This window comes from Paenibacillus pectinilyticus (assembly GCF_001700435.1).
Classification (GTDB): Bacteria; Bacillota; Bacilli; order Paenibacillales; family NBRC-103111; genus Paenibacillus_E; species Paenibacillus_E pectinilyticus.
In genome coordinates, this window is record NZ_LYPC01000028.1 from 705737 (window position 1) to 727795 (window position 22059).

A 22059-nucleotide genomic window follows, 5' to 3' on the forward strand; every position below is an offset into this window, starting at 1 on the left:
AAGTAACTTACATCTCCTATAGGTTACCTTACAATTTTGTCATGATTATGCTACCATTCTGGTGAAGTTATAAGTACTTATATGTCAGGTTGGAGGTGTCCGCTTGAAAATCATGATCGTGGAAGATGATAAAATGATACGCGATACGGTAGCTGAAGCGCTGGGCCGCTGGGGTTTCGAAACGGTTATCGCCGAACGATTCGACGCCGTGCTCAGTCTGTTCGTGCAGGAGAATCCCCATCTAATCTTGATGGACATTAATTTACCAGCATTCGACGGGTTCTATTGGTGCCGCCACATCCGAGAGGTGTCCAACGTGCCGATCCTCTTCATCTCTTCTCGCAATACCCCCATGGACATGGTGATGTCGATGAATATGGGTGGCGATGATTTTATCCAGAAGCCCTTCTATACAGATGTTCTCGTGGCCAAAATCAATGCACTGCTTCGCAGAACGTACTCCTATATGGAGACGTCCGCCAATGTGATGGCACATCAAGGTGTCATCCTGAATTTGAAGGATGGCGACGTCGCCTGCGGGGATCAGAAAGCCGAGCTCACACGCAATGAGTTTAAAATATTAACCATCCTCCTGCAGCATCAAGGCAGTATTGTCAGTCGAGATCAGATGATGCGCGGTCTCTGGGAGGACGAAAGCTTCGTCGATGATAATACGCTAACCGTTAATATTACCCGCCTGCGCAAAAAGCTTGCAGAGCTTGGCCGCGATGACTTCATCGCCACCAAGAAAGGGCAAGGGTATATCATTCCATGAGTTTTCTCTCGTATTTGAAGGATAAACGTTATTTCATAGGCATGTATGCCGTGACCATGCTGTTCGTTTCCTTAATCATGCTTGTGAGTGTGAAAGGTCATGCCGCGCTAAATAATGTGGCATACACGAATGCGGGTTGTTTCTTGTTCGCTGCCTGCTACCTTACTTTTGGCTATTTCTATCGGAAGTCCTTCTACACGGAGCTTCATACGTTGCTTGAAGGTGACAATCATCCAGATTGGGCGCTCGAAGCACTCCCCGATTCACAAACCAATGCGCAAGAACGCTATCTCCAATTGTTGAAAAAGCTCTCTGCCGGACAAACGAAAGAGAATCAGCTCCTGCAGGCGGAGATTCGTAATCATCAGGAGTTCATCCTCTCTTGGATCCACGAGGTGAAGCTGCCGATTGCGGCCAGTCGCCTCATCATGGAGAACCGCGTGGGCAAATCTGCCGAGTATCTCGTGGATAAGCTCGAAGACGAGCTTAATAAGATTGATAGCTATGTGGAGCAAGCGCTCTATTACTCGCGTATCGACTCCTTTTCGCGCGATTATTTCATCGTGGAACAATCACTTGCCGTGATTGTGAAAGAGAGTATTAAGAAAGTGGCCAAACTGTTTATCGCGAAACGAATTCGCCCCGATTTGGGAGAGCTCACGCTCACCGTGAATAGCGATAGTAAATGGCTGGGCTACATCGTGAACCAGATCGTGGGGAATGCTTTGACCTATACCGAGAATGGCGGCAGCATCACCTTCCGCTGCGAAGAGACGGAGTCCGAGAAGCGGTTGATCATCCAGGATACAGGTATTGGGATTGATGCGGCTGATCTTTCGCGGGTATTTGACAAAGGCTTCACCGGGCGAAATGGTAGGACCCACAACCGCTCTACCGGCATGGGGTTGTACTTGGCCAAGCAAATGGCGATCAAGCTAGGACATGATCTGTCGATTACCTCGGCTGAAGGTGAGGGAACCACTGTCACCATTCATTTCATGAAGGTGCGGCATTACAATGATTTGCGTTAGCGGGAAAGCCTCTAAAATTTGAGGTCTTCTGGAAACCAAGGCTTCAAAACCAAAAAGCCTCCAAACCTGAGTGATCAGGTTGAAGGCTGGCGAATCCACTTTTCTGTTGTATCTACAATAGCTGATTACGCCCGCGCAGTTGCTAATTACGCTTGCACAGCCTCTACCTTAGCGGCTGGTTGCTCATGCTTTTTCAGAATGGAGAGCAAAATGATCACTAGAGCCCCCGCTCCGATCAACGCAAGCGTCCAAATTGGACTGCTCACGTTCAGGTCCTGACGGAAGTAGAACAGGTCGCGCAGCCCTTCTGCAGAGAAGCGCAGCGGCAGCCACGAGTACAGCCAGTCTTGGCTGAATGTTGGCAGCAACTCTCGTGGCAACGACAATACCGGAGCGCCGAAGAAGAACACTAGCACGAAGAGCGGCACGCCTTTGAAGCCTAGCCAGCTGACAACGGCTGTTTGCAGCAGGAAGTACGCAAATCCAACTAGCCATAGGAATAAGAAAATTTTGCCGTTATCCGGAATGGAAAGACCTAACCAAGTTCCCGCAACAAGCAGAATACTAGCTGCTGATGCTGCTGTAATGACAATTCCGCTGATCAATTGGGACATTTGAATACCAAAACGATGCGCGCGAGAGCCTGTTTGTGTCGCTTTACCTGCTGCTAAGAAGAGCAAGATTGTCGTCACCATCGCACCGAACCAAGCTAGCTGCGTTAATACAACTGGTGCATTACCGTTGGCGCTGTTCGTACCGATCGCATTGACATTTTGACTTGTCACAACGACAGGTGCTGCAAATGCTTTGGTTTGATCAACGGATAGTGTGCCGCCTTTTTGGCTAAACTGACTTAGCAATTGCTCTCTCACTTGACCGTTAACACCGTTAAGGATCTGTGTCAGCACCCCATTTGCCATCGTCGCCGCGGTATTATTCATCCCTTGGTTCACATACAGCTTGACCGATGAAGGCTGTGGCTGCGGGGACAATAGGCTTGCAAGCTTATGGCTAAAATCAGCAGGAATGACGATCGCCGCATAGGCTTGCTCGCGGTTCATGGCGTCGAGAGCCTCTTGCTCACTGGCGACTGTCGTCCACTTCAAAGGCGAGACCGTATCCGCGCCCGCAGGGGCTGCCGTAATTTTGTCTTGGATCAGCTTACCAAAATTCATATCTTGACCGGTAGGCAGTTTCTCACCAGCGTCCATCTGGACGAGCAACACGGGTAAATTCTTCGGAACTGGATTGACCGATGAGCCTAATTGGGCGATGCCTAATAGAAGGATAACGGCGAAAACGGCAATGATGGCGATGTACGGGTGTTTTTGTTTAAAAAAATGATTCATGGTAATTCCTCCTCAAATTAATTTCATTCAACGTTGTGTGAACCAAATTGACAAAAAACAATCACTTTCTCCATAACGAGACGGTGAAAGCGACCATTTTTTTCAAATAGCTGTCTAAATCAGCCTCTATGATGCTAATGGCGGTGATTTGCCCCAAAACTGCCATCATCCCAACAGAAATGACTTGCTTGGCTGCTGCACTGAAGTCCATCTCGCGAATTTCTCCCGCTTGCGCTCTTTGTTCCAGTGCTTTCGTAAGGGCAACATGCCGCTGCATGATCATCTCGGACAAGAAATGCTTATCTTCGGATAAAATATTATCTGAATCGCGCAGCATGATTTTCATGAAATCTTGATCCCCGAGCAGCGTGGCAATCACGCCGGAGATGAACAGATATAGCGCTTCTTCCAATGGCTGGCCAGGGTGGATCGCTTTAATCAAACCATCCATGAGCTCCATGCGAGCCTGCTGGGCTTCTCGGAAAATCGTCTCCAAGATTTCCTGCTTGCCCCCTGGAAAATAATGATACAGCAGGCCATCGGTTATGCCGATGTGCTTGTTCATTGCGCGGACCGACGTTCCATGATACCCGTGCTGTGCAAACAATTCCTTCGCGCCGAGCAGAATTTGCTCTCTGCGTTCGACAGCTTGAAGATCGCGGCTTGTTTTTGGCACTCTTTTCATCAACAAAACTCACTTCCATCATTTCGTTCAACGATCGTGTAATGAATTATAGACCAGTTTTTTTGTAAAAGCAAGGGGGTAAATCTGATGACGACAGACTAACGACAAGAAAATACCATCATTAGCGACAAGAAAATCCCTATAATCATTGAAATCGTGGACTTTCACGACAAGAAATTACCTATATTACGTGAACAGCGACATGAAAGTACCTCTAAAGTGTACAGCTTTTGATATTAAGATTTCATGATACCTACTTTATTAAGCCAACTAAGAACGATATCATCTTTGATATGCACTTCTCCCCCCCATTTCTTCCATAATGGATCATCAAATGATTGCTTGAGTGATTGACCACAACTACAGCAAAAAGGAGTGTTATTTGATAAATTGTGAACATAAATCACTTTATTGCATTTCTCACATTTATCAATCAAATCACTTAAATGGAAAGGGCAATTGTTTATAAGTTTGAATTGATGTAAAAAACTATGATAATCATTATCTAAACATTGACTGCAATAAACGAGATGTGAGTGGTATACGCTCACATGATAAATTGGTATATTTACAATTTGTTTTAGCCTCTCCATAGAGTCAAGTGTCACTCTTAAGTATACTCCTTGTCTCTCTAATTCAGTAAGGTTAAACCCAATCAGAGTATTAATATTTCTATATTTTCTTTGCCTTTTCTTATATTCTGGATTTATTATACTAAGTAAATCGGTTTCATTGATGGAATTGACAAGCCTTATCTTTTCAAAGATCGACCATGTGGAGTCAAAAGGTCCAATCCATTCTTTCCTCCATGTTAACATCACCGTTACTTCCACCTCCATTAAAATTAATTGACCGAGCTATTTTTATTCAACTAATCGAGCGGCAAAACCTTTTAACATTTCACTATGTTTTTAAGAAAAACAAAAAAGACCATTTCGCAAAAAATGGTCCCTCGTTTTTAAATATTAAAAAGAAATTTTGTTATATTCCAGATAAATAAAGAAAACACTTATATATGACCTTAAGTCTAAGAGTCTTGGAGAGAACTATGGAAATAACATGGAGAAAAACCTGAATCTCATACTATCATTCGTCTCTCAGTATCTTGGATAAAATTTGCTATGCGAATTAAATTACAGCTTTTGAGTATCTAATATATTTATTTCCCAAAAAGAATTTAATCATTCTTTTATTATTGGGGCATAATGTAAAATTCAACAAAATTGAACGAAATTTGGGCGACAATGTTCTTTCACTCATACAATTAAACATTAATAGTCTAAGTCAATGTTTCTTTAATGGTGGTGAAAGAATTGCGGGAATGCAATTACCTATCAAACTATTGTTTTCAAACGCTTTAGAAATTGAAATCTTGACTCATACTTAACCCTGATAATTTCTCTCTTCTTCTATCTAGCCATTTTCTACACTTCTCCTCCTTATCTACTTCCATTAAAATAAATTGCTCTTTCACACCAATAATTTGCCGATACTCCTTAAGTTCCGATATGTTTAAAAAACCCCTTGCAGCAAACTCCTCGACCCTATCCAACTCTGGAATACTAGATCTAATAATCACTTCTTTCCCCAGTAAATTAAATACTTCTAAAGGAGAAGAATACACTTTTTCCTTTAGAGCTAAGGAACCGTACTTAAATTTTATATCCTTAACCCCTTGTTTTTTTAACCAATCAGTCAATTCATCTAGAATCTTATCCCATCTTTTGTTTAGAACATTTTTCAATTGGCTGTTTTCTTTCCAAAGATAAACTTGTTCAGACAAGGTCATCTCATTATTCAACGCATTGCCCTTTATAATTATTGGATTGCCAATGTTCTTAGTAAAAAACTGCAAGGAAAAATCTTGCTTATTACTGTTTGAATCTTTTAACGTTTTTATCTCTGTTTCAGTTAAAATTGCTTGTTTAATTGACGCTACTAATGGCAAAATACCTAGATCAAATAAATATTCGTTTAAACTCTGATAGTCGTACTTGTAACGATTAACCATTTTAAATTTACCTACAACACCAAACTCATCCCAAGTCTCATGTCTGATCCCCCTACTATTTAAGTCATGACGTATTAAATCCTTTATGTTATCTAAGATTTTAGTTGTGTATTTTAATTTATGATAACTCCCATCCTCAATAAATCGTTCCAGCACTATAAAACTCATAGTTCCCTCCGAGCTAGACAACCAAACTCTGGTTGTGGTTTTTGTAATTTAATGCATTAAGAATAAGCGTACTTATCTCATCAACAATCAATTCACAACTTGACGTTGGTCTTTGAAGTATATCTCCAATAAAATCCCAATCCCTATACATTAGAACAGAGCTTATTACGAACGTTAGTGTCACATCGAGCGATTCATAAAAAAAGAGTCCGTTAGCTTTTCCTACGATAAGTAATTCTCTAAACTCTTTCCATAAAGGCGATATTAATAAATGCAAAAGCTTATTTTGATTAGAAGGCAATACCAGCTCTTGTTGTAATATTGTTGTTATTTCAGGGTCCTTTATCCTCAGAGTTATAACTTCACGAATAATTTGTATTATTCTAGTAACTGGATTTGAACAACTTTCTTCGGACCACGAATTACTATGAATCGGAATACAACTTTGAAATATTGCTGACAATAAATTATCTTTCCCGTGAAAATGATAGTGAATCATTATGCTATTTAATCCCGCCTCTTTACAAATAGCACGAAGACCGGTCTGTTTAAAACCTTTCTGAGCAAACAGCTTTTTAGCAGCATTAAGTATTTTCATTTTTGCTTCTATATTTAATTCGTTCATAACTTCCCTCCTATCATAATCACAAAATATTTACTTAATAGCATCTTATCCAAAATCACCAATATGTAATCATTAATGATTACAATTTGTGTTATATTTTTGCACTTTCATTTACTTCTATACTGTAATGTAGAGGTGATTAAAATGAGTGAAGATGATTTTATTATCACGCCAAAAGAAGATAAATCAGTTACAATTACTATACGTGTTGATAGAGCATTGCAAGAGAAATTCGATCACCTTTCTAAAATTAGCAACCGTTCCAGAAATGAATTGATTAATCTAGCACTTGAGTATGCGATGAAAAATGCCAAATTTATTAAAGAGAGTAATCAAAAAAGATGACAACGTGCCACATTTGGCTGTTGTCATCTTTTTTGATTACTTCTTGTGTTCACATATGAATACAAAAGGTAAATGTGGTAATACATAGGAGTAGTTAAATTCAATTGGAGGAATTAATATGTATTTTCTTAAAGATACAAATACTATGGCTGAAATTACTTCTGAAGGTATTTGCTATAAAAATACAAACTACTCCTGCCCCTTAGCCATTTCAGAGCAATGGTTTACTTTAAATAGCCAGTACTATCTGTTAAAAATGCCGGCAATTTATTCAGATGAAGATGACACATTATACATAATTCTAGATAATGGGAATTTGGTATCCACTTTTAAACTCCCTAACATAATTTTACCTCCGTCTGTTGCATTAAACGATTATTTTTCTAAGCTTAACCAGCTGAAAATTGAACATAAGTCTGCTAAGGCTATTAATAAAAAGAAGAAAGGCTGATTTACGTGAAAACACAAGTACTCACATGGAATCCTGCCTGGATTAATCCTTTTGAATCCGGTTGGTCAATTTTCGAAAAAATAAAATATTCAAACGTCGTTACATCTCTTGATTTGGTTAATGAGTTTGGTATCAGGAATGCTAGTGGTGAAATAAATAGGCAAAGTCATAGTTTATTTACTCTAAACGAATTTGATCACGAATACCTCACTCAATCCCTAGGATTTAATGTCCCTGAACATTTGAAAAGCTACATATTTAAAATGATTGGGATTTTTCCGAAAAATTTAAATACCAAGTGCCTAATAAGATCTGAACTTACATATTGTGTAGACTGTTTATCTATGGGTTATCATAGCCTTCTACATCAATTTAGTTTGTTGCATAAATGCCCTTTTCATTTAAATGATTTAATGCGCGGCTGTAATAATTGCGGGTATAAACTCGATTTTAGAACACTAAAACATAGAAATATAGGTGCATTTCAGTGCAAATGCTCAAAACCAATAAATCCATTGAAATTCACTTCAGAATCTCAATGGTCTTTAGATTTATCAATAAAGGACGAATTACTACTTAACTGGTTAGAAGTAGACCTAACAAATTCAATTAAACTTAAGAATACATACTTTGATTTACCAATATTAATAAACAGACCTAATGCTTTATTATTTCTATTAAATTCTATTAAAAGTTTGGCGTGATAATAATCAACTCGCCGTATTAACCATTTGGAAGATTATACTTTTATAGAGTCGTTCCCCCTATATTCAAGCATGCCGATGAATGAGAACAGGGAGCAGCTGCTACCTGTTTATTATGCTATCGTTACCCGTTAGCTCAATGGCTGAGCGTAAATACGGTGTTATGTGAAGAAACGGGCTACCTAAGTAATCTTGCAGGACTATTTATTCTCCATCCCTTGTTAGTTATATATTTGTATTCAATTTGAATCTCGTCTGTAGGATAATCATCACCAAATACTGGCACTTTAAATTTATATGTAATTGTATTTTCATCCCTACTCGCGATCATCCCAATAGCCCTTGACCAATCATTCATTGAACCCCAGCCAACGCTCTGATATGACAGTCTGTTGTTAATAACAACTACCACTGATTCGATCAACTTCTTCGCTATATTGTGAGTAAATGTCTCTTCAAGGTATTGATACATTTCCCCATAAGTATCTAGGTCTGAACAAAAATAGTAATATCCGTCCTGATTAGCCTGAGTATTTCTCTCTACCTGATCACATGCACTACCACCATCAATAAATGTACTTGAACGTTTTAGCCCCTCTGCTCTTAATTTTAATGCAAGCTCTTGGCTCAATTCTGGTACTGACTGATTTTGATTGTTGCCGATAACTAGATTCTGTAATAGTAGTATAAGGATTATGAATATATTCATATATTTCATCCTTTTATGGGTTATTTGGTTGTTACCCGTTATTTCACATAACGCCTTATTAATGAACTTCTGCAAATTCCCCCATAATTTGGGGTATTCGTGAATTGATAGGAGCAGTTCACGCGTGATTTTTTCCATTTTTGAACTAAAGTTACCCATTAGTTGAACGGCTCACTTCGATGGTACGTACTCTTGTGGGGGTTTATCGAATCCATCCCAGAAGAACCACAGTCTTTTACATTCCTCACAAACAAAGAACATTTTCATTTGAATGTATAGCTCTTCTGAATCAACTAGTCCCTGCACTTTATCGTAATCAACGTCTGAGATAAAATTGTATTGAATTTTACAAGGGATGTCCCCGAATCGCAGAATATTCCCACAGCTACAAAGCATTTTGGGCATTGTTCACCCTCCTAATTGGCAACTTCACTATTGTTCTGCGTTAGCTTAATCCGAAATGCCTCGGGCGGATCGAGGATAAACCTTCAATGACTTATTCATGTAATGATCTAAAATACCTTGCTTGTTCATCAATCTTTTTGTCTTCACTAAATCTTTCGATGATGTCTTTAAGAACATTCAAATATTGTTGTTTTAGTTCGTTTTCAGATCCATTTATTATTCTGTTTAACATCCATAGAGTATGATTCGTAGGTCTTCTGTATAGCGAAACAATAAGTTTTTCTTCATATCCCTTCTTGTAATACTTTTCAACGAAATGAACAATCGGTCCAGGTGAACCGAAATCTACATCAGGATTATCTTCAAGTAGTTTAAGTAAAGGTTCTATTGCATCATATCCATCTTCTCTTCTTTCAAGTTCTTCTGTCACATCATAGGCCGTTCCAATGATGTCCTCGTGTAGTGCATCTATTAATCTGTTAATAAAAGAAATAATTTCATTGTTCATAAACATTTGCTCCTTTTTGATCTTAACAAACTCGCCATTCCTATGTATGGTATTCGCGAAGTGACTACGCTATCCTCCCGTTAACACAGCAAGGCTGCCGGTCATTCTCGCGACAGCCTCGTAATGTGGGTTAGATTGAGCTATAGTTCTGCGTTAGCTTAATCACAATAAACTATTTATTGCCACGAATAATGTTTGATATTATTCCTAATGCTTCTTTTCCCTCTGGAATTGGAAAACCAACAAAGCAATGATTCATTTTTTCATAAGTATACAAGGTAACATCCCATCGTTTTTCTGTGGCAATTTTAGAATACTTCAAAATATCTGCATGTAGTATATCATGTGTACCAGAAAAAAGTGTTATCGGGGGCAACCGCTCTAAGTCTCCATATATGGGACTCACCAATGGGTCCTTGGGATCTAAATCGCCTGCATATATAATCCCTCCATATCCAAGACTTTCAATATTAAGCAATGGGTCATAGGGTTGAATATCTATCATTGCAGGATTTGTATTTGTCACATCCAACCAGGGCGATATCAAAATTGCTTGCTTAGGCAGAGGCAAACCCTGATCCCTAAGAACCTGTAAAAATGATAAAGCTAAGCCGCCGCCTGCAGATTCACCCATCAAAATAATGTTCTCAGCTGATACACCTTTATCGTGTATCAAATATAAATACCTCTCCATTATCATTTTATGAACGTCAATTGCGTGGTAAGACGGAGCCTTTGGGTATACAGGTAAAATAAAATTGGCATTCAATTCTTTGGATACATTCTTGAAAAACTTAAAATGAAAAGAGAGCGGTTGAGACCAATAGCCTCCTCCATGAAGATAGAAGATAAACAAATCACTTGAATTATTTTCGGGATATATTACAAATGTATCAGTAAATCCTTCATATTCTTCAACCTCATATTTCACACGGTATTTCTCTGGAAGTATATATGGAGCATTGCTTGTTTGTAATGATTTATTAAAGTTATCTTCGTCTCTTCTATCACGAAGGGGGATAAACTTAAATACAGTCTCCATCAAAAAACTTGTAAAGCTTCTTCCACTTATCTTCAATCATAATCAACCTCTCGTTTATAACGTTATGTTGACAATCCAACATAGTGTAATTATGTTTTACTTATGTTCAATTGTCATTCGTCAATATGATTTAAAATGTTATTAAACCGACAGTATTGTCTGCAAGTGTTGAAATTGGAGGAGAATATGGGCGAAAACAGAAAGGTCCAGTATACAAAAAGAGTAATTCGTGAAAGCTATCTCTCCTTATTGAGTAAAAAGCCAATTGGGAAAATCACTGTTGCAGAAATATGCAAGTTGGCTGATATTAACAGAGGTACTTTTTATCAGCATTACAAAGACGTTTACCATCTTCAAGAAATTATTGAAGACGAACTGTATATTAAATTTGAGCGTATGCAGCCACTGAGAAAGGAAAATAATTTCTCTGCCATTACCTTTGCAGCTGTATCATTAATATACGAGGAAAAGGAACTTTGCCATTCAATCCTTGGAAAGCATGGAAACACTCCGTTTATTGAACGAGTCTTTGATTTGTGCCGCCAAAATACTTTTGAAATGTATGAGAAGATAGGGATTAGCGGATCTGATTCAAATTACATCTATAATTATCTGCTATCAGGTAGCACTGGAATTATACAGACTTGGGTTGAGAGCGATTTTAACGAAGCCCCAGAGGCGATTGTAAACTACATAGATAATCTTTCTCGCAAAGGATTGTCAGCATACAGTAAGCATGTTAACTCGTAATAACCACCACCACACTCTACTACTCTTTTGATTAATAACAAAAAGAGACCCGCAGCAACGGGCTGCGGGTCTAAGTTTATATTTTAAAGGGGGTCGGTTTTTATTATAACCTTTCATGATTAATACCAGATGAAAATAAGATTTCAATCGTGTAACATTTACTCAACTATCGTTCCCTGTTAGCGGAATGACCCATCCGCGCTACCTAACTATTGTAATGGTCCCGCGCCTTCTGTAACTTTATGCTCGTTTTTAAACCGTATGTGCTATGGTTTCAAGACAATCTTTATTGCATGATCCTCTTTATTATTGAATATCTTATAGGCGTGTTCTGCGTCACTTAGTTGAAGCCTATGGCTGATCACATCAGTCGGATCAAACACACTTTCCTTAATCTGACGGTATAATTCGGGCATATAGTGAATGATAGGAGCTTGTCCCATTTTCACAGTAATATTACGGCTAAACAAATCACCAAAAGGAAATGCGTTATAATTTGCGCCATATACACCAGTTACTTGAATAATGCCTCCTTTGCGCACAAGTTTAGTCGCCATCCTGAAAGCTCCTAAACCTCCACCTTGCAGCTTCAGCAACGTTTCTACCTTTTCGACAAAAGTTTTCTCCGAATCCAGTCCTACGGCATCAATAACCACATCTGCACCACCACCCGTAAGCTCCGCGAGATGTTGTAGAAGCTCGTCCTGTTTTTTAAAATTAAAAACTTCTACACGATTTGTTTTCCGAGCATGCTCCAAACGATAATCAACATGGTCGATGGCTATAACGCGTTTTGCACCTTTTAGCCAGGCAAATTTCTGCACTAGCAAGCCTACGGGACCACACCCTAGGACAATGACGGTGTCTCCTGCTTTCACGCCGGCATTGTCCACACTCCAATAGGCTGTAGGTACAATGTCAGATAGAAAGAGGAGCTTTTCATCTTCCATTTCAGCATCCTCTGGCACTTTAAAAGGAACAAAATTCCCATATGGAACACGGAGAAGCTCAGCTTGTCCGCCTGCATACCCGCCAAAAGTTTCGGAATACCCCAAATAACCGCCTGTATCACCATGTAAAAAATCATTCGAATGGTCACATTGACTTTCCAGTTGATGTGTACAATACCAGCAATGACCGCAGGCAACATTAAAGGGAAGAATGACGCGGTCTCCCTTTTTCACTTTAGTCACATCTTTACCAACCTCTTCGATAATCCCCATTGGTTCATGTCCAATTATGAAATCCTTAGGGGTGTTAGGAATTTCTCCGTTATAAAGATGAAGGTCCGAGCCACATATCGTCGTTGTTGTGATGCGGACAAGGATATCATCCGACTTCTGTATTGCTGCATCGGGTACTTCTTTGACTTTCACATTTTTTAACCCTTGGTAGGTTACAGCTTTCATTTAATTACTCCCTTGTTTAATTATATGTATTCTTGTTTGCTGATTTATCCACGGTCGTTCACTTTAATAGTCACCTTTTGCTTTTGTTTGCACCAATTTTTTATTAAAAACAATCATTTAATGGTAATCTTTGCGGATTATTTCATTTTTATCCCAAGCACCGTTTAAAAATATGGTTATAAACTTTTTTATCTTTATATATCTCATCTTCTCCATGTCCTGATTAACATATCGATCAAAATGGGAAACAACATATTACTCTTTAATAATTTGAACACTCATCATTCTCAACTTTTTGATATAATACTCATCTTTCTCACCACCGCAACAAACCGTATATCCGCATTATTCATTACTTACTAAACACGCATTTGCTATGCAAGTACTAAAAACAAAAAATCCCCACAGGCCATTTAATGCCAATGAGGGATTTGCTATCTATACTACTTCAATAAGTAAGGTTATTCGTCGATCATAGACAAGTTAAATCAACATGCTTCCGAATATAAGCCTATACTACTCGAATATATGCGTCATAACTTGACCAAAATCACTTATTCTATTTTATTTTATCAGTTTCCCCAGTATTAAAAACGTTGTCTCGTGTTGAGTTAATGATCAATACCATTACTCCCCTCCTCAGTATTCATTAATTTCCAGCACCCCGGGCATAATAACAGTGGGGGTGACTTACCATGAGATGCGTATACTGTGAAAACCTTCAGCAAATTAAAGGCAAGAAAAGAAATACGTGCTACATTTGTTCAATCCTAAAGCGATAAAAGATGGTATTTACTGGCACCTCAATATTCCTACAGTGTTAATTGTTTTTTAATTATACATTCACTTTGAATATAATGATACTGGGCACTCCACGGCCCCTGATAATAAAAATACCTCTTTTGAAAATTTGAATGAGGTGTTATTTCTTCAAACTCCTCATGTATTTAAATATTCAAACGGTATTCATTAATAGATCTTCTCAAACCAATGATCTACACGTTCAAGAGTCCATTCTTTTAGCTCTTTTTCCTCTCGAATTCCTCTACAAGACCGAATTTAGCGTAAATTTAACGAGCATTCCGGTCCCTCCTTAAGTTACTTATTATTCAGACATGATATTCAAATAAACATTGAATAATTAGTTGTTTTATTGACGAAACTTCATTCAGAATGCCTCATAAAACCGGAGTGATTCAGAAAATGTTCTACAATATTATTTTTGGTTTCATGCTTCCATGGGTTTTAGTATTATTCTTGATTAGAAAGCAACCTGTCTTATTCATTATCATTAGTCCTGTAAGTGCGTTAATTTCAATGTCAATAAATGCGATAGGTTACTATTTTGGGTTTTGGAACTTCAAACCTCTCTTTGATAAAACCCCGACCATTTCCGCAATGCCTTTTGATATGGGGCTATATGCTGTTCTTGGTTCATTATTGATTTACACACTTTCCAAACAAAGTGTTCGCCTAAATCCAGTCTTCATTATTTTGATTTTCGGCTTATTCACCACTTTTCTTGAATATATAGCCTTTCACTTTACGTTCGTAACTTACGGAAACGGATGGAACATAGGCTGGACATTTATTTCCTACACAATTGCGTTTCTCGGTGTGACTACAGTTTGGATAGTGTCAAAAATACATATTACAGTTGTAGTGTAAAAATATTCACGAATGTCCCACACGAATCGAACGTTTCTTTGCCTTCATATTCATAAAGTGTGATTGTGTCGTCCTCGTGCCAACCACCTACATCGTGGTCATAGCGGTAACAGAAAAAGTCATTATCTTCTGTTACAATAGATGCCATGTAAGTGTTATAGCATGGCCGACACTCCAAAATATTTTCGATCTATAATTTGTTTAATTGAAAAAGTAGCTACATTCGATTCGTAATTTTCTGATATCTTTCCTAAAATGAGTTTTAGTTAATCCTTTCCATACCCTTTACCTCGCCCATCCTTGATTTTATTTTCTTGATTTCTTCTTACAGAATGACCTCTGCTCATGTTTACACTCTCCTCCTAAGGATTAAAAACAGAAGCCCCGACCAAATTGTTGGTCGGGGCCCTGGTGTACTCGATATTAATTTCGAAGAATAGAATCCCTTGCTTTAATGGTTTAATATCTTTCCCTCAAATATCACCATCTAAACCTATATTTCAAAACTTTATTGTCAATTTCAAAACCAATCTGTCATCCAACTTCTTCTTAGACTGTTGGATGACAAATTGGTTTTGAAATGCAGAAAACCAGAAAACACAAGGGTTTGCTAGCATTTTCGTGAAAATGATAATGACAAATTAATAAAAATAGATTACTTGTTGAATTAACGTTCGCCAAAAGTTTAGCGGAAATTGGCAAAAATTTATTGTAAAATCTAATGTATTTGAGGAGGAGTAGTAAATACAAAAAAGGATCTGCTACGACAGATCCTTCTCACATGCTCACAAAATAAACGGTATCTTTAGAGGTTAATTTTTTAAGGAGCCCCTTGTTTGGGGCTAAGCCACTTTTAAGAAGGAGTATAAGATAGACTAGCGCTAAATGATAGTTGAGTGATATCAGCTGCTGAGGGATCGGTTGACGCAAGTGTCCTTACACGAATTCCAATACGATCACCCGCAGCAACGTTTAATGATCCACCTACATTTATATTTGTTGCTGTACGGAAAGTACCTGCGGTAATTATATTATTTGGAAATCCGAATCTAACCGAACTAGTCAGCGGAGTTGTCAGGTAAGGTGAAGAAAGATGATCAATGCCATTATTAGGAACAGAAGGTGCTAGGAATACAGTAAAATCATATTGAAGACCGAGAGTATTTATTGAAACCACTGAAGCCACCAGTAAATCTGCGCTTATTTGTAAATTTTGAACAGTTCCCGCAAATGGAATTGGGAAAGCAAAACCACCTGCTTCGGGTGGGCTCGTTGATTCTCCAGAACCATTTATAACTTCAACCGTATGATTACCAAATCCCATTAAAATTGGAGCTGCAGATACGACGGTCGCCCCACTGAGAATGATGCCGGTTGAAAATGGAATTAATCCTCCTGATGTTCCCGTAGCTCCCGTTGCACCAGTTCCACCTGTAGCTCCTGTTGCACCAGTTCCACCTGTAGCTCCTGTTGCCCCAGTTCCACCTGTAGCTCCTGTTGCTCCTGTTCCGCCTGTAGCTCCTGCTGCTCCTGTTCCGCCTGTAGCTCCCGTTGCTCCTGTAGCTCCTGCTGCTCCTGTTTCACCTGTAGCTCCTGTTGCTCCTGTTGCTCCTGTTGCTCCTGTTGCTCCTGTTGCTCCTGTTCCACCTGTAGCTCCTGTTGCCCCAGTTCCACCTGTAGCTCCTGTTGCTCCTGCTGCTCCTGTTCCGCCTGTAGCTCCTGTTGCCCCAGTTCCACCTGTAGCTCCTGTAGCTCCTGTTGCTCCTGTTCCGCCTGCTGCTCCAGTTGCTCCCGTTGCTCCTGTTGCTCCTGCTCCTGGTCCAGTGGCCCCCGTGGCACCTGTTGCTCCTGTGGCACCGGTCACTCCTGCTCCTGTTACCCCAGTTACCCCAGTGGCCCCTGTGGAACCTGTGCCTCCCGTTGCTCCGGTTGCCCCAGTTGTTCCCGTAGCACCTGTTGCTCCCGTTGCTCCTTCTGCTCCTGCTTCACCTTGGAATCCTCGTGGTCCTCGTGGTCCTTCTGGTCCTTCTGGTCCCTCTGGCCCTATTGGCCCTATTGCTCCTTGGAGTCCCCTCGGTCCTTCTGCTCCGGTTGCTCCTTGGAGTCCTCGCGGTCCTGCTGCTCCTGTAGCTCCCGTTGGTCCTTGGGGTCCTCGCGGTCCTTCAGGACCCGGAGGTCCTGGAGGGCAATTACATTTTCCCATACTAATCTCATCTCCCTGTAGTCAGTGTATTTCATCATATTAAAAGCCCAAAAAGATAGACACAGTATATGCCTACCAAAATATAAATAGTGGAAATAAAACCCAAAATTATTACATTTCAGATCTACTATGTGATTGTCCCATACCAAGTTAACTGCGTTAGCATTATATAATTTTAGGATAGATGACTAGGGAGTGATAAGAATGGACGAGCGCCCATTAATAGGTATTATGGTCAGTAATAGGCGTAGTAGAAAAAGAATTCTAGATCTTTGTCAACGTTATCAACATCTAAACTTGAAACTCTACGCCTTCACTCCAACAGATATACTGTGGAATAAACATCGTATTATTGGACTTAGCTTGAAAAAAGGCAAATGGACACAAAGTTCGTTCCCTTTTCCTCATGCCGTCTACAACCGTTGTTATAGCAAAAAACTAGTCACCATTCAGCGCCTTGAAGCAGCAATCGGCAGGAATAAGTGTTTCAACACTATCAATTTTTTTAATAAATGGGATCTCTATAACCTACTAATACAATCTAATCTAAAACCATATGTACCCGACACATTCCTATATAATGAAGTGAATATATCGGAACTATTAGAATCCTATAAACTTGTCTATATGAAGCCGATTTATGGAAATAAAGGCGCTTCCGTATATCGGGTTGAATTAATGGATAATGAAGATATACACATTTCATTACACAGCTTAGCTCCAAGATATATTTGTAGAAAAAATGAAAGCATTCAGGAAAAATTGAATGAACTTATCGGTCAAAAGACTTACATGGTCCAGAAAGGGATTCCAATGAGTCAACTTAATCATCAATATTTTGATATCCGAGTACTTGTTCAAAAAGGTATTACGGGCGAATGGACGATTTCCACAATAGCGTGTAGAGTAGCTCACAAACAATATTTTAACACAAGTATGTGTGAACATATTTATGACGTAGTAGAGGTTCTCCCTCGATTATTTTCGCAGGAAAAAGTGAATGACATTCTTCAATCACTTCGCCATGTAAGTGTAAAAGCCGCACAAGAAGCAGAAATTCATATGGGTTCATTAGGAGAATTAAGTGTGGATTTTGCCATTGACAAAGATAGTAGTCTAGGGATTATTGAACTTAATGGAAAACCTCAAAAAAGTATATACAATGACATAAAGAATTTTAAAAGAAAAAAACTAATTTATAGTAGACCGTTGGAATATGCTTATTACCTCTCTCAATCAGATAAGTAAATATTTTCCCCTATCGTACCCTTTAATAAATTTAATTGAAGTTCAATAAATCTTTATTAACCAAAATTGAAGTGAATTGAAGATAACTCCCGTTACTTTAATGGAAGCATCCAAACCACTAATCGAATAATTTTCTTGATATTGGAAAATCTAATTTCGATGAAAGGAGGTACATGGATGGTTGTACACTAATATTCAAGACAACTCCGAAGAAATAATAAAGTTTATTGTTAACTGGGATACCGAGCAAAATGAGAAATAAGATAATAACCTTTTGAACAGTATTCCGAGCGAAGAAGAATATATTGATGAACCGTAGCTAGCTAAGCTTCAATGACGGACTTTTCACCTACAATTACAAATCAACTAGAAGCACTGGACAATTACCTAATTAATTAGCAAAGGATTGATATTCCCAATGGATATTAAGAAAAACGACTTTGATTACAAACCTGATATAACTAACTACGATTATGTTTGGGGTAGCGATCAGGATGAGTATACTAAAGATGCAGCCAAATCAGAGTCAAATGAAGAAGAGGACAAGTAAATCACTCTGGACTTGAAAAAAAAAGCCCGAGAGTCAATCTCACGCGTCTTAAATGAAACAAGGGACAGTTGCCGACGTGGCAATCTGTCCCTTGTTTTGCACTCTCGTTCATCGTTAGTACAACAACTTGAAGATAAGATTTTATAATTTTCGAGCTGTCACAATAGGCTGGTAATAACCTGTATCCGCGGGGAAATGCCACTTATATTCGTGAAACCATTCGTACTTAAGACTTTGTTAATATCTTCCCGTAACTATGCTCTGTACTGATGTGTTTCCTTTGATAGGGCGCTTAAAATGGTTTGCTTACATTGTCGGTTTTGGTGAGTGAGCTGTTTTATTTGTTTTAATAATCACTTCAATTCCTGGTTTTGGATAATATTCCTGTTCGAAATTCTCCGGATCCTTTATTGACCACATAACGTAAGTTAAATATTCGTCATTTGGCGCACGAACTTCCTCAAAGTCCGTTATAAGCTCTTCCCCGGAAGCTATAATTCTATATATTATAGAAAGATTTGCTATATTTGCAGCTACTTTTCTGTCAACAATATTTATAGTACTGATATTGCCTGGCTGAAGCTCAACACCTAAAGCAACGTTACCTGTATTTAGATTCCTTCCAGGTTCGGCATCATTAGTGTTAGCTCCTTGCGCCAATCCGATCTTGCATTCGTAAATTGTTGATTTATTGTTTAGCCCAAACTCATGAGTACACTGTGCTTCCATATATGCCTTGTATTCCTTTTCAAAATCTTCTCTTTTTATTTCCTCCGTTTTTAATAGCTCTAATTCTGTCATTATTTTTAATCGCTCCTTACTTATTTTTGTTAAATTTAAATGCGCATTTATATTATGCTAAGGTTTCAAGATAATTTTTATTGCACGATCCTCTTTATTATTGAATAACTTATAGGCGTGTTCCTACCTATTAAGGCAATGCAAGATTAATTATATGGCGGTCGAAGTCTATTTAATTGAAGCCCGGAAATCATGACTCCGGGCTAATTCACACATGTTGGTTCATCTTCCTTTAAGAGCGAAGTAAACTGGAAATGATAGGGCAGTTACAATGCTCAAACAAACAAATGAACTGGGGATTATTAATTTTTCATTTAACAAGGCTCCTTAATTCCTTCAAATTCAATTAGTCATAGACTCCTCTAAGAAGGTGTACCATTATTATAGGTGATGAAGAAAATGTTTATTCAAAATGTTTATTCCTCCAATGCTTCCACAATACAGTAAAAAAATTGACATTTGATGACTCTTCCACTTATGCCGAACTCAAAGTATCTCCTAAGTTATAATAATATTTAAAACTGCACATTTGCATTTAACTTATGTAGTAATAATCGTGTAAATTGCGTGATTTGACGTGGAGGAATGATAAATGTCTTTTTATTAATGGAATTGAACTATGTCGTCGTTTTAATGCGGAAGTCGTTGAGCCTGTAATGACAAAAGCTTACTCCTTCCTATCCTATTCATCGGCTCTAATCGGTACCGGTAGTGAAGTACTGGGATAAGATACAGAAATGTCAACTGATCATGACTGGGGACCACGTGTATTTCTTTTTCTTAGCGAATCAGATATCGAATATTCTTAACAAATACAAGTATCTCTACACGAACGAGCACCGAGACGGTTTTATGGCTTCCCAGTTGATGTACGAAAAAGCGCAATTACAACGGTGAAAAGGTTTGTTGAAAGCTGCTTGGCTGTCAATAGTAATGAACCCATAGAGGCTTTGGACTGATTAACGTTTCCTTCGCAGTCGCTACTTGAAATAACTAGTGGAGCAGTTTACAGGGACGACAATGGTCTACTATGCACGTTACGCAAGCAACTCGAGTATTATCCTCATGATGTTTGGTTGTACCTAATGGCATCAAGTTGGCAGCGAATCGGTCAAGAAGAACATCTGCTGCTTCGTTCGGGTTTTATAGGCGACGAACTTGCTTCAGCTATTATTGCTTCACGCCTTGTCCGTGATATCATAAACCTTTGCTTTCTAATCGAGCGTAAATATGCTCCTTACCCGAAATGGTTTGGTACTACATTCAAGCATTTGAAGTGCAGTGACCAATTAATTCCATATCTTTGGAATGCTCAGACAGCAACTACATGGAGAGAACGTGAGCATGCATTTAATAATGCGTACAAACACTTATCAAATATGCACAACGGACTAAAGCTTACTGAAAAGATCCCTATTACTGTTTCATACTTCTATGATCGCACATTTAAAGTAATGAATGGTGAACGAGTCGCTAGACTTATTGCAAATCAAATTGAAGAGGCTGATATTAACCAGTTAGCTGAAAAACACTTGATTGGTAACATGGATCAGATTACACACAATACTGATTTTAGAAAGATACATTGTTGGTCTGATGGAGAAGGACAATATGCAAGATAAGCTCTGAAAAAACTATTTGTTCCTATAAAAAGGGAACAGTAGTTTCCCCCTAGTTTGGTGATGATATTGTTTATTTTATCAACTCGTTGTTTGTGTATTTTAAACGAAAGCATACAAACACCACCGAATTCCTTCAGGGGATCTCTTGCAGGAGATAATTACATTATATGGAATTTAAATTTTAATTGTTACCTAAATAATAATATTTTAAGAAAAAACCAGAAGAGTTTTATGCTTTATTTCAACGAAATAATAGTATTCGTATGTGGTACTACCGTTCTAAATACTATATAGAACAACCTCACTTCAATTAAAGTGAGGTTGTTTGTTGAGATTATTAAGTTGTTGAAATTTATTTAACCACCAGAATTAATATTTGCATCATCAATACCATTATTACTACTACTTTTTTTACTTCTCTTTTGATTGGGTTTTTGGTTTTTTTGCTTTGCTGATTCTATACTCTTTTTTTGATTCGTCATGATTTAGCCCACCCATCTTGAGTAATTGGAAGTATCAATAAATATGTTTTTAGGAACAATATACACCATCCAATAAGTGGCCCCTTTGGTACTCTCTCGTTCGAATAAATGATTTACATATAGGAGAAAACAAACATGTACATGTCATATACAAAATTATATGAAGGAGAGAAAAACAAATGAAAAAGAAGGCCTTTATGTTTTTTTTAAGTAGCTGTTTCATGTTTCTATTGTATACAGGGGTATCGAGTGCCGCGGATAGTACAGGTATGAATGGCTCGGTAAATAACGGATATGGCTCAGTTAACGGTACGGCTACTACTAATACTTACGGGACAAATTCAACAGCCACTTATAGAACTAATGCTGCTACAGATGACAATGATAACAATTGGGGTTGGCTCGGCCTTCTAGGGTTAGTCGGTTTAGCTGGGTTAAAAAAGCGGAATCGTGAACATACCTAAATGCAGTTTTTCAAATAACCGTCTTTTTCTAAGGCGGTTATTTTATAATCCAAC

23 protein-coding genes and 1 pseudogene are annotated in these 22059 nt (G+C 38.4%); 11 read left to right on the forward strand and 13 right to left on the reverse strand.

The genetic code is table 11. The features are described from left to right. The first annotated feature begins 103 nt into the window (after positions 1–103). Together A8709_RS30780 and A8709_RS30785 are read left to right on the forward strand one after the other, a co-directional pair. Entirely contained in the window at positions 104–775 is a 672-nt protein-coding gene (locus tag A8709_RS30780; protein WP_065858434.1) for a response regulator transcription factor, read from the forward strand. After that, complete coding sequence (locus A8709_RS30785; protein WP_065858436.1) at positions 772–1806, forward strand: sensor histidine kinase; 1035 nt, start codon at positions 772–774, stop codon at positions 1804–1806. The genes A8709_RS30780 and A8709_RS30785 overlap by 4 nt, the downstream gene beginning before the upstream one ends. Before the next feature lie 146 nt (positions 1807–1952). On the opposite strand, the gene A8709_RS30790 is transcribed toward A8709_RS30785, so the two are convergent. The 5 genes from A8709_RS30790 to A8709_RS30810 all read right to left on the reverse strand — a co-directional run bounded on the left by A8709_RS30790 (position 1953) and on the right by A8709_RS30810 (position 6644). Further along, the gene (locus A8709_RS30790; RefSeq protein WP_065858438.1) at positions 1953–3155 is read right to left on the reverse strand and encodes a YhgE/Pip domain-containing protein; all 1203 of its coding nucleotides are present in this window, start codon (positions 3153–3155) and stop codon (positions 1953–1955) included. A gap of 61 nt (positions 3156–3216) precedes the next feature. Then, positions 3217–3840: a TetR/AcrR family transcriptional regulator gene (locus A8709_RS34295; RefSeq protein WP_065858440.1), complete on the reverse strand. Its 624-nt coding sequence runs from the start codon at positions 3838–3840 to the stop codon at positions 3217–3219. 236 nt (positions 3841–4076) lie between these two features. Beyond that, on the reverse strand, positions 4077–4661 hold the full coding sequence (locus A8709_RS30800; protein WP_208607770.1) for a TniQ family protein: 585 nt from the start codon (positions 4659–4661) through the stop codon (positions 4077–4079). Positions 4662–5197: 536 nt separating this feature from the next. Further along, entirely contained in the window at positions 5198–6019 is an 822-nt protein-coding gene (locus A8709_RS30805; RefSeq protein ID WP_065858444.1) for a hypothetical protein, read from the reverse strand. Positions 6020–6032: 13 nt separating this feature from the next. Beyond that, positions 6033–6644 (reverse strand): TetR/AcrR family transcriptional regulator, encoded by a 612-nt coding sequence (locus A8709_RS30810; protein ID WP_065858446.1) that lies wholly within the window; start codon positions 6642–6644, stop codon positions 6033–6035. A gap of 144 nt (positions 6645–6788) precedes the next feature. Here A8709_RS30810 and A8709_RS30815 point away from each other — a divergent pair, with 144 nt between their 5' ends. The 3 genes from A8709_RS30815 to A8709_RS34300 all read left to right on the forward strand — a co-directional run bounded on the left by A8709_RS30815 (position 6789) and on the right by A8709_RS34300 (position 8144). Next, complete coding sequence (locus A8709_RS30815) at positions 6789–6989, forward strand: ribbon-helix-helix protein, CopG family (RefSeq protein ID WP_065858448.1); 201 nt, start codon at positions 6789–6791, stop codon at positions 6987–6989. A 118-nt stretch (positions 6990–7107) separates the two neighbouring features. Continuing rightward, a complete protein-coding gene (locus A8709_RS30820) occupies positions 7108–7440 on the forward strand; it encodes a hypothetical protein (RefSeq protein WP_065858451.1) in 333 nt (110 codons plus the stop codon). 5 nt (positions 7441–7445) lie between these two features. After that, positions 7446–8144, forward strand: coding sequence for a hypothetical protein (locus tag A8709_RS34300; RefSeq protein ID WP_141692707.1), 699 nt, complete (start codon positions 7446–7448; stop codon positions 8142–8144). Between the two features lie 178 nt (positions 8145–8322). Here the strand turns inward: A8709_RS34300 and A8709_RS30825 are convergent, their stop codons facing one another. The 3 genes from A8709_RS30825 to A8709_RS30840 all read right to left on the reverse strand — a co-directional run bounded on the left by A8709_RS30825 (position 8323) and on the right by A8709_RS30840 (position 10844). Beyond that, the gene (locus A8709_RS30825) at positions 8323–8991 is read right to left on the reverse strand and encodes a DL-endopeptidase inhibitor IseA family protein (RefSeq protein ID WP_167357218.1); all 669 of its coding nucleotides are present in this window, start codon (positions 8989–8991) and stop codon (positions 8323–8325) included. A gap of 358 nt (positions 8992–9349) precedes the next feature. Beyond that, positions 9350–9766 carry a hypothetical protein gene (locus A8709_RS30835; protein ID WP_084225642.1) on the reverse strand — a complete coding sequence of 139 codons (417 nt, stop codon included), beginning with the start codon at positions 9764–9766 and terminating at the stop codon, positions 9350–9352. A gap of 172 nt (positions 9767–9938) precedes the next feature. Beyond that, complete coding sequence (locus A8709_RS30840; RefSeq protein ID WP_084225644.1) at positions 9939–10844, reverse strand: alpha/beta hydrolase fold domain-containing protein; 906 nt, start codon at positions 10842–10844, stop codon at positions 9939–9941. A gap of 150 nt (positions 10845–10994) precedes the next feature. Between A8709_RS30840 and A8709_RS30845 the strand changes: the two genes are divergently transcribed. Next, on the forward strand, positions 10995–11558 hold the full coding sequence (locus A8709_RS30845) for a TetR/AcrR family transcriptional regulator (RefSeq protein WP_065858457.1): 564 nt from the start codon (positions 10995–10997) through the stop codon (positions 11556–11558). Positions 11559–11824: 266 nt separating this feature from the next. On the opposite strand, the gene A8709_RS30850 is transcribed toward A8709_RS30845, so the two are convergent. Then, entirely contained in the window at positions 11825–12967 is a 1143-nt protein-coding gene (locus A8709_RS30850; protein ID WP_065858459.1) for a zinc-dependent alcohol dehydrogenase, read from the reverse strand. A 1230-nt stretch (positions 12968–14197) separates the two neighbouring features. Here A8709_RS30850 and A8709_RS35750 point away from each other — a divergent pair. Then, a complete protein-coding gene (locus tag A8709_RS35750) occupies positions 14198–14635 on the forward strand; it encodes a CBO0543 family protein (RefSeq protein WP_425262364.1) in 438 nt (145 codons plus the stop codon). Here A8709_RS35750 and A8709_RS34815 read toward each other — a convergent pair. Both A8709_RS34815 and A8709_RS35545 read right to left on the reverse strand, forming a co-directional pair. Then, entirely contained in the window at positions 14619–14783 is a 165-nt protein-coding gene (locus A8709_RS34815) for a hypothetical protein (protein WP_167357219.1), read from the reverse strand. The two genes, A8709_RS35750 and A8709_RS34815, sit on opposite strands and share 17 nt — an antisense overlap. 705 nt (positions 14784–15488) lie before the next feature. Beyond that, complete coding sequence (locus A8709_RS35545; RefSeq protein WP_084225645.1) at positions 15489–16838, reverse strand: hypothetical protein; 1350 nt, start codon at positions 16836–16838, stop codon at positions 15489–15491. Between the two features lie 204 nt (positions 16839–17042). Between A8709_RS35545 and A8709_RS30870 the strand changes: the two genes are divergently transcribed. Both A8709_RS30870 and A8709_RS35550 read left to right on the forward strand, forming a co-directional pair. Continuing rightward, positions 17043–18086, forward strand: coding sequence for a YheC/YheD family endospore coat-associated protein (locus A8709_RS30870; RefSeq protein ID WP_065858467.1), 1044 nt, complete (start codon positions 17043–17045; stop codon positions 18084–18086). 418 nt (positions 18087–18504) lie between these two features. Then, the gene (locus tag A8709_RS35550; protein WP_279615904.1) at positions 18505–18636 is read left to right on the forward strand and encodes a hypothetical protein; all 132 of its coding nucleotides are present in this window, start codon (positions 18505–18507) and stop codon (positions 18634–18636) included. A gap of 306 nt (positions 18637–18942) precedes the next feature. On the opposite strand, the gene A8709_RS30875 is transcribed toward A8709_RS35550, so the two are convergent. Next, positions 18943–19437, reverse strand: coding sequence for a hypothetical protein (locus A8709_RS30875; RefSeq protein ID WP_065858469.1), 495 nt, complete (start codon positions 19435–19437; stop codon positions 18943–18945). A 971-nt stretch (positions 19438–20408) separates the two neighbouring features. Between A8709_RS30875 and A8709_RS30880 the strand changes: the two are divergent. Continuing rightward, a pseudogene (locus tag A8709_RS30880) lies at positions 20409–21059 on the forward strand (DUF4037 domain-containing protein); the annotation flags it as partial. A 356-nt stretch (positions 21060–21415) separates the two neighbouring features. Here A8709_RS30880 and A8709_RS35555 read toward each other — a convergent pair. Beyond that, positions 21416–21541, reverse strand: coding sequence for a hypothetical protein (locus A8709_RS35555; protein ID WP_279615905.1), 126 nt, complete (start codon positions 21539–21541; stop codon positions 21416–21418). Between the two features lie 179 nt (positions 21542–21720). On the opposite strand from A8709_RS35555, the gene A8709_RS30885 reads away from it, so the two are divergent. Further along, complete coding sequence (locus tag A8709_RS30885; protein ID WP_065858471.1) at positions 21721–22005, forward strand: WGxxGxxG family protein; 285 nt, start codon at positions 21721–21723, stop codon at positions 22003–22005. Positions 22006–22059 lie beyond the last annotated feature (54 nt).

Bases quoted from the DNA above. Each gene is read 5' to 3' on its own strand.
- A8709_RS34815 (WP_167357219.1), bottom strand. From the start codon at position 14,783: ATGGCATCTATTGTAACAGAAGATAATGACTTTTTCTGTTACCGCTAT.
- A8709_RS30790 (WP_065858438.1), bottom strand. From the start codon at position 3,155: ATGAATCATTTTTTTAAACAAAAACACCCGTACATCGCCATCATTGCC.
- A8709_RS30845 (WP_065858457.1), top strand. From the start codon at position 10,995: ATGGGCGAAAACAGAAAGGTCCAGTATACAAAAAGAGTAATTCGTGAA.
- A8709_RS30805 (WP_065858444.1), bottom strand. From the start codon at position 6,019: ATGAGTTTTATAGTGCTGGAACGATTTATTGAGGATGGGAGTTATCAT.
- A8709_RS30810 (WP_065858446.1), bottom strand. From the start codon at position 6,644: ATGAACGAATTAAATATAGAAGCAAAAATGAAAATACTTAATGCTGCT.
- A8709_RS30875 (WP_065858469.1), bottom strand. From the start codon at position 19,437: ATGACAGAATTAGAGCTATTAAAAACGGAGGAAATAAAAAGAGAAGAT.
- A8709_RS35555 (WP_279615905.1), bottom strand. From the start codon at position 21,541: ATGACGAATCAAAAAAAGAGTATAGAATCAGCAAAGCAAAAAAACCAA.
- A8709_RS30785 (WP_065858436.1), top strand. From the start codon at position 772: ATGAGTTTTCTCTCGTATTTGAAGGATAAACGTTATTTCATAGGCATG.
- A8709_RS30885 (WP_065858471.1), top strand. From the start codon at position 21,721: ATGAAAAAGAAGGCCTTTATGTTTTTTTTAAGTAGCTGTTTCATGTTT.
- A8709_RS34295 (WP_065858440.1), bottom strand. From the start codon at position 3,840: ATGAAAAGAGTGCCAAAAACAAGCCGCGATCTTCAAGCTGTCGAACGC.
- A8709_RS30825 (WP_167357218.1), bottom strand. From the start codon at position 8,991: ATGGAAAAAATCACGCGTGAACTGCTCCTATCAATTCACGAATACCCC.
- A8709_RS30820 (WP_065858451.1), top strand. From the start codon at position 7,108: ATGTATTTTCTTAAAGATACAAATACTATGGCTGAAATTACTTCTGAA.
- A8709_RS35750 (WP_425262364.1), top strand. From the start codon at position 14,198: ATGCTTCCATGGGTTTTAGTATTATTCTTGATTAGAAAGCAACCTGTC.
- A8709_RS30815 (WP_065858448.1), top strand. From the start codon at position 6,789: ATGAGTGAAGATGATTTTATTATCACGCCAAAAGAAGATAAATCAGTT.
- A8709_RS35550 (WP_279615904.1), top strand. From the start codon at position 18,505: ATGGATATTAAGAAAAACGACTTTGATTACAAACCTGATATAACTAAC.
- A8709_RS30870 (WP_065858467.1), top strand. From the start codon at position 17,043: ATGGACGAGCGCCCATTAATAGGTATTATGGTCAGTAATAGGCGTAGT.
- A8709_RS30850 (WP_065858459.1), bottom strand. From the start codon at position 12,967: ATGAAAGCTGTAACCTACCAAGGGTTAAAAAATGTGAAAGTCAAAGAA.
- A8709_RS30835 (WP_084225642.1), bottom strand. From the start codon at position 9,766: ATGAACAATGAAATTATTTCTTTTATTAACAGATTAATAGATGCACTA.
- A8709_RS35545 (WP_084225645.1), bottom strand. From the start codon at position 16,838: ATGGGAAAATGTAATTGCCCTCCAGGACCTCCGGGTCCTGAAGGACCG.